Genomic DNA, 12,823 nt, shown 5'->3' on the forward strand with positions numbered 1-12,823 from the left:
CAAACGAACCTAAATTAAAGCTCATTAAGCGACTTCCATTTTTAACTAGTGATTACACTTCTTTTGGAAGACCAATAGATTTACGTATTTGGTTCATAAAAGGTGTTCGGTCGTATTCATGGTATAGACGCTCACGAAGCAATGGAGCTGGGAGTGCATTGACGTTTTCAAAAAGACCAACACGACCTGCATGAGAATCTGTGGTAATATCCCAAATAAAGTTCATCAATAAGTTTTTCTGCTTGGATGTTAAATCCCGTCCAACAAGAAGTTCCTCCAGTTTCCCGCCAATAAATGGATGATCATAGTCTTTTTCAGAGAATCTCATGACCAATCCCTGTCCGCATAATTCCTGAAGATGATGGATAATCCGCGGATAGTGTGTAATTCCATAAAGGCGACCGGCGGTAAGCATATTGACATCTGGCCACATCACGTCATCTTCAGTTGGTTTAGCTAGTTCTTCTGAGGCCAATACATATGCTCTCAAGGTTTGAGCATACTGAATCACTTCTGATACGATAGAACGTACACCTGGAATCTTCCCTGTTCCCAAAGCATCAACAATCAACTGGGCAGCTCCGGCATACATTTCCGCTTTGGTAGCCAAACGAGAGAGAATATGCCAGTGCGCTCCTAATACAACCCCTCCATATAATTCATTAAGTTCTGGTACTCCATAGTTAAAAATTCTCCACTTTTCCACGAAAACATTATCAAAAATCAAGAAGGAATCCATTTCTTCTCCTCGTGATTTGACCGGGTGATCATAGGTACTTGCCGCATCGCAAGAGACTGTTTCCCGACAGACAATATGAATGCCTGGTGAATTTATCGGTACTGATAACCATAATGACTCTTCAGGTAACAAGCCAGGACGCATCAGATTAGAGAGGATCATCTCATTTCCTTGGGACGAAATGGAACCTACCGCTTTCGCTCCGCTAATATAGATTCCTTCTTCCGTTTCCCTCACCACCCGGAGTAAAGCAGGAGTAGAATCGCCGCCTTTTATTTGGCTCCCCAATTCGACATCAAACAGGCGGGCACCAGCTGCCGCGGCTTTTGAACGGTCATTTTGAGGATCAACTAATACCTCAGGACCGATTAAGTTATTTTTTTGGGCATAGTCAATATAGTGGAGGACATTATCTGCATATTCAGGCCTTTTGCTGCGGAACTTTGAAAGATATGCCGCCATTCCCACAGGCACGAGAGGCGCCAAATCAAATGGGCGGCCAAATACCCCGAAGGTTTCCTGAGCAATATAATCCGTTAATTCCCTTCGGCTTTTCAAATCTTCTTTTGTTCTAGGAATCATCCAGGCTTTGGTCACTCGTTCCCCTATGTCTGACCTGATGTACGTTAGCTTATCCTGTGTTTCTGGGTTATGCTGGGCATCAAAGATGTTAGCCATAATATTTATACCACCGCTAGTGGCTGGGTGAGTGGTTACATCCTGAATCAGTTCACCCTTATAATAAACGGTCCTGTCATCTCGAAGACTCTCCTTATACATCTCGCCTGTTTTTAAATACTTTGAAACTACCGAAATATTTTCCATCCTTCTCCCCCTAAAAAATATTTACGAGAATCCTTACCTATCACATTTTGAAGTTAACAAAGTTTAAACAGCTTATTATATTAGCCTCAAGTTGCTAAACTTGTCGAATTTATCATAGATAAAGTCTAAGATTAGTTTCAAAAAGTGTCAATATTCTAATAAATTCACGCAATATAGTATAATGAAATGAACAATTTAACTTAGTATAGAAAGACGCTGGTTAGCTATTTCTAATTCAATTTCCTTAGGAACTGCTGTAGACACAGACTGAAGAAACTCTACAGTAACCCTATCTTTAAAAATACAATTAATCACAGCCTGGTCTAAATTCATTTCAATAAATTGATTGGTAGGGAAAATAATTGCTTTAGTAAAGTATTTGTTAGTAGAATTTTTCAGATTGACCCAATACTCCCCTGCAGGCGGCTGAATGAGGGCCGTATCTGGCACAAATAGTCCTTTATCATCATTCAAACTCTTGACAATCCTGCCGCACAATTCGTGTTGTTTCCCCATAAGATCAGAAGCAAGCTTAAGATCACCATTATTTATCGCCTGGCGCACTCTAGTGCTGGAGATACGCTCATCAGCCAAATGAGTAAATTCGAAAATATCCGTCTCAAATCCCAATCTGGCACCTATTTGTTTTAAAACTTCGGGGGTTCCTGAACCTTTATGTCCAAACCTAAAGTCTTTTCCAACGAAAAATTTTTTAGGGTTTAAACCCAATAGAACGCTGTCCACAAAATCATCGGAGCTAATGGTTGAAAAGGTATTATCAAAAGTATATTCAATGAGGATATCGACTCCAAGAGCAGCTATTCTCTCCGCTCTGGTGTATGGACTGGTAATAAGAGACGATGGTAATTCAGTGTTGTTAAAAAAGGTTTTCGGTAGAGGGTCAAATGTTATGACAATCGTGGGGTAGTTATTTTTTTTACCCTCCAATACAGTACTTGAAATTAATTGCTGATGGCCTTTATGTACGCCATCAAAGGAGCCAATCGTTATATAAGAGCCATGTTTTAATTCTGCTAAATGCGGGTTGAATAGATTTTTATAATATTTCAGGATTTTCCCTCCTCACTATCCATTGTTTTAGTTATAAGGGAATCCAAACTGGCCTTCTTTTACATTAATCAAAACGTTTAAGGCCTAAAGCGTTGATTGAAAAAGTTTTACTTTTATTAAAGCTGTAAATGACCCCTAGGGTATTTAGCAGATATTGTTGTTATGATTTCCTCGGTAGTTAATACATCGGCATATTTCTGGCGCATATCGATAAGACTTTGTTCATGGGATGCTAATGAACGATCCCCTACCGCATCCTCCACAACGATAGGTCTGTATCCGTATTGCAACGCATCAACAGCTGTAGCACGAACACAACCACATGTTGTACAACCTACAATTATCACAGTATCAACATTCTGTGCATTCAGACGTGCAATTAAATCGGTCCCAAAAAATGCTGATGCATATTTCTTAACAATTAAGCCGTCACCATAACGAAATTCTAATCTGGGATCCACATTCACTGCACTGGTACCTGCTTTTAAAGTCTTTAGTCCCTCCATCTTCTGGTACCATAATCCTGAATCAGCAAATGTATCATCATCATAAGAAATGGTAGTAAAGAATACCGGCAGATCCTTATTACGGATAATTGCCAAAAGTGCATTTACTTTATTTATTTGCGGGGTTAACTCGGAACCCATAGGCATACTAGGATCAGTAAAACCTTCAATCATATCAACAACGATCAAAGCTGGTTTCTTACCAAAACCCAATAATTTTCCAAAACCTCTTTCTTTATACAATTCCTCATCACCTTGATGATGCACCACAACAACTCTCCCTCCATAACCCTCCAAGATTGGTAACATACCAATCTTGGAAAGTCATTCACTTGAATTAGTTCCTTACAGCTGTATTAAATTCTCCAAATTGTCTATTAAAATGAAGCAATGGTGATTTAGATTCACCTAATATCACATCTTCCACGAACCCAATAAAAATAGTATGATCACCAGCTGTCACTGTTTGTTCAACTCTGCAATGAACATTGGCTAGAGCATTTTTGACATCATAATTAAAACTGCCCTTACTTTCTGCAAACTCCTCAAAAAACTTTGGTGCACCTGCTTTTGCCCCAGATCTTGCTACGTCAATTTGATCCTCAGCAAGCACGCTGACACTGAAACGTTGGTTATTAATTATCGCTTGTGTACTAGCTGCTTGTGTAGCTAGGCTTATTAAAATTAAAGGTGGCTCCATTGAAATTGAACAGCACGCACTTACAGTTAAGCCCCAAGGCCGGCCCTCGATTTCAGTCATGACAATTGTTACTCCAGTAGCAAGCCGGCTCATCGACTCTCGAAATTTATTTTTTACTTCATCCATTATAATTCCCCTCCTCAATTGGAAGTTTAGAGATGATATCCCCTGATAGCAGCTTACCTGCATTTGGCACATACGGGTGCAGATCAAGAGTTTTAAGAATGTTGTATACGGTTGCAACAGCTGCTGAAAGCACTGGTTTTCCAATTTCATTCTCAACAAGCTGAATTGCTTCTAATGAAGGCATCTGAACACAAGCGGATAAGACAACCGCATCAGCTTGGCTAATATCTAATTTTTTAACAATCTCTAGCAAACGCATAGGGTCTTGACGTCCAACTTCTAAATTATCTGGGATTTCCAGACTAATCGAATCTGTTACTTGTATGCCGCTTGCCTCAATATAGTCAATCACCTGTTTCGTTAAAGGCTTCATATAAGGGGTAATAATAGCGACTTTTTGAGCTCCTAATGTTTTAATGCCATCTACCAGAGCACCAGCACTGCTAATAACCGGTGTAGCTGCTCCATTTTCTTTTGTTGTATTAAATAGGCGCTGTTCAGATTCCATATGATAACCGGGCCCCTGACACATAATAGCGACAAGGCATGCATACGCAAGAACATCACATCTAGCATCCGAAAGTTCGACAGCACAGCGGTCACTTTCTACATCCATTGCTTTTAATTCTTCTTTTGTAACATGTTTCATTCGCATCCTACTTGAGTGAAAAGTAAACGACAAATTCGGATCAACTTGTTCTCTCCAACGAAGCATTGCTGGAATTTCCGTTTCCATCGTTGTATTGGAACTAGGAACAACTAATCCTATTCGGTAATTTGTTTTCATTTACACGCCTCCAAAATAGTTAGAACCTATTAAGCTATTATTCTTATAAACTTCACTTACAAAGGAAGTCCGATCGACTTACGAATATGGTTCATAAATGGTGTTCGATCATATTCATGATACAAACGCTCACGAAGCAACGGTGCCGGCAAAGCATTAACGTTTTCAAATAGAGCAACGCGGCCTGCGTGGGAATCGGTAGTAATATCCCAAATGAAGTTCATCAACAAGTTTTTCTGCTTCGAAGTTAAATCGCGTCCAACCAGTAGTTCCTCTAATTTGCCTCCAATAAAAGGATGTGCATAATCTTTTTCAGAGAATCTCATGACCAGTCCTTGTCCACATAATTCCTGGAGATGATGGATTATTTGCGGATAATGCGTGATACCATAAAGGCGTCCAGCTGTAAGCATATTGACATCCGGCCACATAACGCCATCTTCAGTCATTTCAGCTAATTCTTCAGATGCTAAAACGTAGGCTCTTAACGTTTGAGCATATTGAATCACTTCCGATACGATAGAACGAACTCCTGGAATTTTTCCTGTTCCAAGTGCATCCACGATTAGCTGTGCAGCACCGGCATACAATTCAGCTTTGGCAGCTAGACGGGATAACACGTGCCAGTGTACTCCTAATACAACGCCGCCGTACAATTCATTGAGTTCTGGAACACCATAATTGAATATTCTCCATTTTTCTACGAAAACATTATCAAAAATTAAGAAGGAATCCATTTCTTCTCCGCGTGATTTAATCGGGTGATCATATGAACTGATAGGATCTGAAGAGACCGATTCACGGCAGACAATGTGGATGCCTGGTGCATTGATAGGAACAGCTAACCAAAGAGATTCTTCCGGTAACAGCCCTGGACGCATAAGATTGGAGAGAATCATTTCGTTACCTTGGGAAGAAATCGAACCTACTGCCTTTGCACCGCTAATATAAATCCCCTCTTCAGTCTCTTTCACTACCCGGAGCAATGCAGGTGTGGAGCTGCCTCCTTTTATTTGGCTTCCTAATTCAACATCGAATAGGCGGGCACCTGCAGCGGCTGCTTTGGAACGGTCATTCTGAGGATCTACTAGTACTTCTGGACCCATCAAGTTATTTTTCTGAGCATAGTCGATATAGTGAAGAACATTTTCAGCATATTCTGGCCTTTTACTGCGGAATTTCGAAAGATGTGCGGCCATTCCCACTGGAACAAGAGGAGCTAAATCGAATGGTCTGCCAAACACGCCAAAGGTTTCCCGAGCTACATAGTCAGTCAATTCTCGGCGGCTCTTAAGGTCTTCCTTCGTTCTTGGTATCATCCAAGCTTTACTGACTCGTTCACCTGACTCTTGATTGATATACGTTAGCTTATCCTGAGTTTCCGGGTTATGCTGAGCATCAAAGATCTTAGCCATAATATTGATACCGCCGCTAGTAGCTGGATGAATGGTCACATCTTGAATTTTTTCACCCTTATAGTATACTGTCCGGCCATCACGAAGACTTTCCTTGAACATTTCACCCGTTTTCAAAAACTTTGATACTACCTGAGTATTTTCCATTTGTACTCCTCCTAAAAATAATAGAAAATCATGAACACCGATAGTTTGATGTTATCAAAGTTGTATTATTTCTTCAAAATTTAACTCAACCTACCAAACTTACCAAAGCTTTCATGGTTTTATTTTATCTCACAGCACCATTAGTGTCAATATTCAATTTTATTAAAATTTTCTAAAAATAAAAAACCATGATTACCTAAGGATAATCATGGTTTTATTCAAATGCGCTGCTCATGGTTTCATAGCATTAAGGACCTTATCCAGATTCATTACGTCTGCATACCTTGCGTTTAAATCTAATAATGTTGAGTTCTGTAAGGTTTGATTTCGATCTCCTACAGCCTCTTTAGGAATGATTACTCTATAACCTCTTTGAAGAGCATCTACTGCAGTTGCTCTTATACTCCCACTTGTAGTTGTCCCAGCTAATATTAATGTATCAATTTGTCTATCTTTCAAGAAATCATCTACTTGATCATCGTACAAAGAAGATATATATACAGTCGCGTTAATCAAATCATATGGATAGTCAGATAAATCTGGATGAATATTGACCCATGTGCTTTCGCGGTCTAAAATTTGAAGCGAGGGAAATTTTTCACACCATAATCTAGAAACCTTATTTTTAGTTTCATAAATCGTTTTACTAAAGATTATTGGAATCTTATCGTTAAGAGCTTGTTCGATAAGTTGTTGGGTGGCAGTGATTTGATGATCCATTTTAATAGCTAATTGGGAATGCGGTTCAGTAAATGCTATGGTAAAATCCCGAATTAACAGAGCAGGTTTTGTACCAAATCCAATTTGTCCGGAAAACCCCTGATTAGAGAAAAGCTGTTGAACCTCATCAAGAATATATCGCCTTTGACCTCCAGGGGTATAAATAACCTTTAAGCCATACTCTTCAATATTTCCATTTTTCTCCATCCGTCTTAATGTACTCGGCGACACTCCCAATAGCTTGGCAGCGTCAGATATATTTAACAGGTTTTCAAACATATGTAATCCTCCCGGCTTAAGTCAGCAATAAACTTTCTAAAGTTACAAAAAATTATCCATTATGTATTAAACTTACCATAATTATAGCATAGCAAATTAATTACTGGAACTTATCCCCAATAAATAGTAGGATATTCTAGTATTTTTCCTACGATGCGTTTGCTTACTTAAATATTTTCACTATCGCTTATAACTTATGAACACTATAAGAGGCCTCTCACAATCTTGTGAGAAGCCTCTTAATTCGGGGACAGAAGAAATTCAATTAGATGTAATCTATTACATCAAGTGTTAGTTTACCCTTTACTTTTGGAAAACTCAGAACTAGATGTAGTAATCCTTCTGTATTTACCTGGCGGGTTACCTGTTAATTTTTTAAAGAGAAGATTAAAATAATTTGGATTCTCATAACCAATGATAGATGCGATTTCTCTTACAGATAGATTAGATTGCTTAAGTAATCGTTTTGCTTCTTCTATACGGCAATAAATCATGTATTGTATGGGAGGCACTCCCATTTCTTCCTTGAAAACATGAGCTAAATGGTAGGGGCTTACATAAACTAGATTAGCCAAATCATTTAATGTCAGTTCTTGTCTAAAATTTTCATCTATATATTTCTTTACCTCAAGGCAGACTGGAGAAAAGGAATGATGATCGGAATCTTTCAAGAGACGAGTAATTTTAATAATAACGGCTTGTAAAATTAAAGAGATTACGACTTGATATCCAGCATGTTTCGTCCGATATTCCCTTAAAATATCTTTAAAGTAGTTAACAATCTCCTTTTTTTCATCTTGCAAATGAATTATAGGAAGATCATTAGAAAAGGTTAAACAACCTTTTTCATTACCATTAATATGCAGATTCGAAACACAGATATTAATCCCTTTGAGAGGTTTGTCTGTACAAGATTTACCTTCGATATGACTAAAAGGGGGAATAAATATAAGGTCTCCTTCTTGTCCGATAAAAGGTTTTTCTTCATAGATGAACTCTCCGCACCCCTGTTGAATATACACAATCTCTGTATAATTAGGATCGGAATGTTTTTTAATCCAAAATGGACTGATTTCATTTATTCCTTTAATATTGATAAACTGGGGAGTATTTAAAAAAACAGAAGACTTTTCCACGCTGGTATGTCCCCTTTCATTATAAATAGCATTCTAAGTAATCCATTTTTGACTAGAGGTACACTCCGACTGCTTTATTTAATAAATAAGGAGCTTTTACAGTAAAAGAGGCTCTAGAAATCGAGCCTCTTTATTTTCACAGCTGGTTGTTTATTTTATGGCACCTTGAATAGATTTTGGGTGATTTTAATTACCATGTATCTAATACATTTTCTTTCGATCTTTTATGATAGTGTTTCAACAATTTCCTTCATATGTTTAATAGATTGCTTTGTGAAGTCATCAAAAACATTAGCTTCCCCTTGAAGGCCTGAAGCTACATAAGGATTTGACACGGCAGGTAGGAACTCCATCGTAATATACCCCTTATAACCAAGTTCTTTAAGCAGTGAAATAACTGGTGCAAAATTTGTTTGTCCTAGTCCCGCTGCCTCCCTTGTATTATCAGCGATGTGGACATGGGCAAGATAACGTGAAATCTTCATTATCGAATCCCTCATATCTCGTTCCTCTATGCTCATGTGGAACAGATCCGCCATAACCCCTACACCTTCTACATTCACTTCCTCCACAAAACGTAAGGCTAAGGTTAGGTTATTAACTAAGTAGGTTTCATAACGATTTAATGCTTCAATGGCTATGGAGATTCCTTGTTCCTTTGCATACAGCCCTACCTCTTTCACACTTTGAATGGCATTATTCCATTCTTCCTCAAGCGTCGTTTCTGGGCTAAGTTTACCAACACAAGTAGGAACGACAATTAGAGTTGATGCATGTAAAGTCTTCGCTAAATCAACCGATCTTTTCACATATTCGACTGCCTTTTTTCTAATTTCGTTGTTTGGTGAGGAAAGATCCCTTTCAGGGGTAAAAATTCCACAAATAGAACTGCATTCAAGTTCATACTTTGATAAAAGTTCTTTCGTTTCCTCAATATCAATGGTATACGGCTCGCCAGCGAGTTCGACACCTTGATAACCATATTTCTTCAGCCTTTTTATGCTATCTTCTAAACTTTCATTTCCGTATATCCATTGTGTGGCACTATATTTGAACATTTGAATTCACCTCTTAGATTATGAAAAAATCAGAGTTCCCACATAAACCGAAGAGAACTCTGTCTACCTATATATTAATCTGAGATTTTAACTACTGTTTTAAGGATATCCTTATTATGCTCTGCCGTTTCAATTCCGTGTTTCACATCTGCAAATTCAAAATGATTTGTGAAGATTGGAGTTGGATCAAAACGCTTGCTTGCGATTAAATCAATCGCTTTAGAGAAGGTGTCATATGTTCCTGCATAGGAGGAAACAATGGTTAATTCACGGCTGTAAATTTCAAATGGACTTACAGGAATTGTTACATCTGCAGGAGCTGCACCAAAAACCAGTATTTTTCCGCCTTTTCTCACTAATTTAAACGTTTGCGCGTAAGTATAGGCAGAACCAACCGCTTCAATAACAACGTCAGCACCGCGTCCGTCTGTTAATCTTTTAACAGCTTCTATCGGGTCTTCTTCACCTGCATTGATAACATAATCAACACCAATATTTTTAGCTGATTCAATTCTCGCAGGATTTAGTTCGGAAAGGATTACTTTACTAGCACCTTTTAATTTTGCAAGTAAGGCATGAGCGATACCCATTGGACCTCCGCCAATAATCGCGACTGTTTCACCGTATTGGACATTAACTTTATCCTGACCGCTAATTGCACATGCTAATGGTTCAATATAGGCTCCATGGATCCAAGGCATAGAATCTGGTAACTTATGAATATTACTCTCTGGAACTCTTACAAATTCGGCAAATGCTCCGTTAATGTGTACCCCTAATTGAGTTATTTTTTCACAATGCAATTTTTGGCCATGGCGGCAATAATAGCATGTACCACAGCTAATATTGATATCTGCAGTTACACGATCACCTGGCTTTACAAAGCTCACTTTAGAACCAACCTTTGCCACTTCACCGGAAAATTCATGACCTAAGATCAGTGGAAGTTTTGCTGGAAAACGACCTTCATAAATATGAGGATCCGTACCACATACTGCGGTATATTTTACTTTTATCAATACATCCTTATCCCCAAGTTCAGGAACCGGTACTTCTTCTAATCTTAAATCCTCTTTACCATATAACACGGCAGCTTTCATTACTTTTTGATCAAAGCCAGCTTCTACATTTTCAATGTTGAATACTGTATCTTGTGCCATCTTATTTTTCCCCCTTAAAAAGGTTTTTTAGGAAATTAATTGACTCTTCAGTGTATTGATCATAAAACTCTTCACATCTAGTGCCATTAAAAGGATCAGCAAACGGAGGCAATAGCTCCATCGTTAAATAACCGCTATAATTAATATCACGTAAAGCCTGAGCGATTGGCTCAAAATCGATATGGCCGCGACCTGGTGCCGCTCGATTACTATCAGCGATGTGAAGGTGATATAATTTATCTCCAACCATTCTAATGGTGTCGGCAATATCAACTTCTTCAATATTCATATGATAGGTATCACCCATCACACCTACGCTTGGCAGATTTACACGATTGACCAGCTCAAGTGATTGCTCCAATCGATTGATTAAGTAGTTTTCATAGCGGTTCCATGCTTCTACTGTTAAACGAACCCCATGTTCTCCCGCATAAATACCAGCTTCCCGTATTCCTTCCTCAGCCCATTTTATTTCTGTTCCTCGATCCGCCTCTCCATAAATTTTCATACAAGCAGTTGGAGTGAGAGAGATTCCTTTTGCCCCAATTTTGCTGGCAAAATCAACGCAGCTTTTTAAATACTTGACTGCATTTCTTCTAATATTTTCTTTACTAGAAACTAAATCTCTTTCAGCGTTATAAATGGCACAAATAGTGGAAGCTTCAATATTATATTTTTCCAATAATCCTTTAATGCGGTCTGCATCCATTTGCTCTGGCTCGCCAACAAATTCTACACCGTCATAACCGTATTTAGCGAGTCTAGCAATACTAGTTTCAATATCTTCTCCTGCATATACTAGCGTGTTGTAAGAGTACTTAATCATTTGAACATCTCCTTATCACTATTTTGTCTATATAACTTTCCTGGATTTCAGATTTTTTAAATAGTGGCCGCATATCAAAGCGGCCACTATTTCACTTTTTTTCTTGAAAGTTTGTAATCTAGTTTTCTTACTGGTTAAGCGATATTTATTTTGCTGCCTTTTGGATAACTTCTGGGGCATCCTGACGATAAGCCATTTTCCAAACCTTTAAGACGTTTTCCTTTGTAACTTTCATCGATGGAACAACATAGTATGGATCTAATTGTTTGCCAAGTAATGAATATCCGGCAACAAGAGCTTGCGCAGCTCCGTTTTCATATGGTAACTGTGCTCCAAGACCTTTTACGTTCCCTCCAGAAGCAATTTGAAGCGCCACATTCGTTCCTAAATCAACTGTAGTGATAACTAAATCATTTTTCCCTGCTGTACGAGCTGCAGCAAGTGTTCCTTCCGCTGGTACATCCCAAATCGCAAAAATTCCATCTAAATCTTTATTTTTTGTTAACATACCAGAGGCAACTTTTTCAGCATCGTTAGGAGTGATAATTCCACCATGGGCAACAATTTTAATTTTTGGATATTTTTCTTTAATGGTCTTCTCAAAAGCATCTTTACGCTGGTTATTTACAAAGAAATTAACATCGTGGAAAATGACACCGATCTTTCCTTTTCCTTTTAGTTCATCACCCATAATTTCGCCGGCAAAGATACCGTTTCCATAGTTATCTGATGAAACAACGCTTACATAATCTTTTCCTGCTTGAAAACCTTTTGGCACATTATCCATAAAGACTAGTTTTACGCCAGCTTCTGCTGCCTTTTTAAAAGCAGGAGCCGTAGCAACTGGATCAACGGGTAAAGCTACGATAACATCTGGCTTTTTAGCCATGATGGTTTCGATATCTGAAATTTGTTTTTCAGGCTTAAATTGTGCATCCGTAACGGCCACAACATCTATACCCATTTTTTCAAAAGTTTCTTTTACACCATTGATGATGGCAGTTGAAAAATCGTTTCCTGCATAGTGCATGGAAATAGCCGCTTTGAATTTACCCTCTTTAATTTTCTTTACATCCTCTTCAGATAATTGCAAAGTTGATGCAGGTGTGGCTGTTTCTCCATTTGGACCTGTACTTAAAATTTTCTGATCGCTTGGTATTTCAGGGTTAATGGTAAGCGGATAAGTAATTTTTGCGGATTCTTCTTTTCCATTTTTTTGCTCACCTGAAGCAGTTGAACTTTGTTTTCCACACCCCATAAGCGCTAAACTACTGACTAAGAGTATCGTAATGATTAGTGAAGTAAGTTTTTTCATAGTAACCCCCAAT

12 protein-coding genes are annotated in these 12,823 nt (G+C 38.4%); all 12 read right to left on the reverse strand.

What is annotated here, in order from left to right; translation table 11 throughout:
- Positions 1 to 52: 52 nt before the first annotated feature.
- A complete protein-coding gene (locus M3610_RS11015) occupies positions 53 to 1,564 on the reverse strand; it encodes a 4-hydroxyphenylacetate 3-hydroxylase N-terminal domain-containing protein (RefSeq protein WP_251459169.1) in 1,512 nt (503 codons plus the stop codon).
- Positions 1,565 to 1,759: 195 nt separating this feature from the next.
- Complete coding sequence (locus M3610_RS11020) at positions 1,760 to 2,638, reverse strand: FAD synthetase family protein (RefSeq protein ID WP_311315823.1); 879 nt, start codon at positions 2,636 to 2,638, stop codon at positions 1,760 to 1,762.
- A 113-nt stretch (positions 2,639 to 2,751) separates the two neighbouring features.
- Positions 2,752 to 3,411, reverse strand: coding sequence for an isochorismatase family protein (locus tag M3610_RS11025; protein ID WP_251459171.1), 660 nt, complete (start codon positions 3,409 to 3,411; stop codon positions 2,752 to 2,754).
- A 67-nt stretch (positions 3,412 to 3,478) separates the two neighbouring features.
- Positions 3,479 to 3,967, reverse strand: a complete 489-nt coding sequence (locus M3610_RS11030) for a flavin reductase family protein (protein WP_180230200.1) — start codon at positions 3,965 to 3,967, stop codon at positions 3,479 to 3,481.
- Positions 3,960 to 4,754: a maleate cis-trans isomerase family protein gene (locus tag M3610_RS11035; protein ID WP_285851072.1), complete on the reverse strand. Its 795-nt coding sequence runs from the start codon at positions 4,752 to 4,754 to the stop codon at positions 3,960 to 3,962. The genes M3610_RS11030 and M3610_RS11035 overlap by 8 nt, the downstream gene beginning before the upstream one ends.
- 56 nt (positions 4,755 to 4,810) lie before the next feature.
- Complete coding sequence (locus M3610_RS11040) at positions 4,811 to 6,316, reverse strand: 4-hydroxyphenylacetate 3-hydroxylase N-terminal domain-containing protein (protein ID WP_098575661.1); 1,506 nt, start codon at positions 6,314 to 6,316, stop codon at positions 4,811 to 4,813.
- Between the two features lie 231 nt (positions 6,317 to 6,547).
- Positions 6,548 to 7,315 carry an isochorismatase family protein gene (locus M3610_RS11045; protein WP_251459173.1) on the reverse strand — a complete coding sequence of 256 codons (768 nt, stop codon included), beginning with the start codon at positions 7,313 to 7,315 and terminating at the stop codon, positions 6,548 to 6,550.
- 296 nt (positions 7,316 to 7,611) lie between these two features.
- Positions 7,612 to 8,451, reverse strand: a complete 840-nt coding sequence (locus M3610_RS28320; protein ID WP_251459175.1) for an AraC family transcriptional regulator — start codon at positions 8,449 to 8,451, stop codon at positions 7,612 to 7,614.
- A 224-nt stretch (positions 8,452 to 8,675) separates the two neighbouring features.
- A complete protein-coding gene (locus M3610_RS11055) occupies positions 8,676 to 9,509 on the reverse strand; it encodes a sugar phosphate isomerase/epimerase family protein (protein ID WP_251459177.1) in 834 nt (277 codons plus the stop codon).
- Between the two features lie 74 nt (positions 9,510 to 9,583).
- Positions 9,584 to 10,669: a zinc-dependent alcohol dehydrogenase gene (locus M3610_RS11060; protein ID WP_251459179.1), complete on the reverse strand. Its 1,086-nt coding sequence runs from the start codon at positions 10,667 to 10,669 to the stop codon at positions 9,584 to 9,586.
- Position 10,670: 1 nt separating this feature from the next.
- The gene (locus M3610_RS11065; RefSeq protein WP_251459181.1) at positions 10,671 to 11,495 is read right to left on the reverse strand and encodes a sugar phosphate isomerase/epimerase family protein; all 825 of its coding nucleotides are present in this window, start codon (positions 11,493 to 11,495) and stop codon (positions 10,671 to 10,673) included.
- A 145-nt stretch (positions 11,496 to 11,640) separates the two neighbouring features.
- Complete coding sequence (locus M3610_RS11070) at positions 11,641 to 12,810, reverse strand: substrate-binding domain-containing protein (protein ID WP_251459183.1); 1,170 nt, start codon at positions 12,808 to 12,810, stop codon at positions 11,641 to 11,643.
- Positions 12,811 to 12,823 lie beyond the last annotated feature (13 nt).

Source organism: Neobacillus sp. MER 74 (assembly GCF_023714155.1).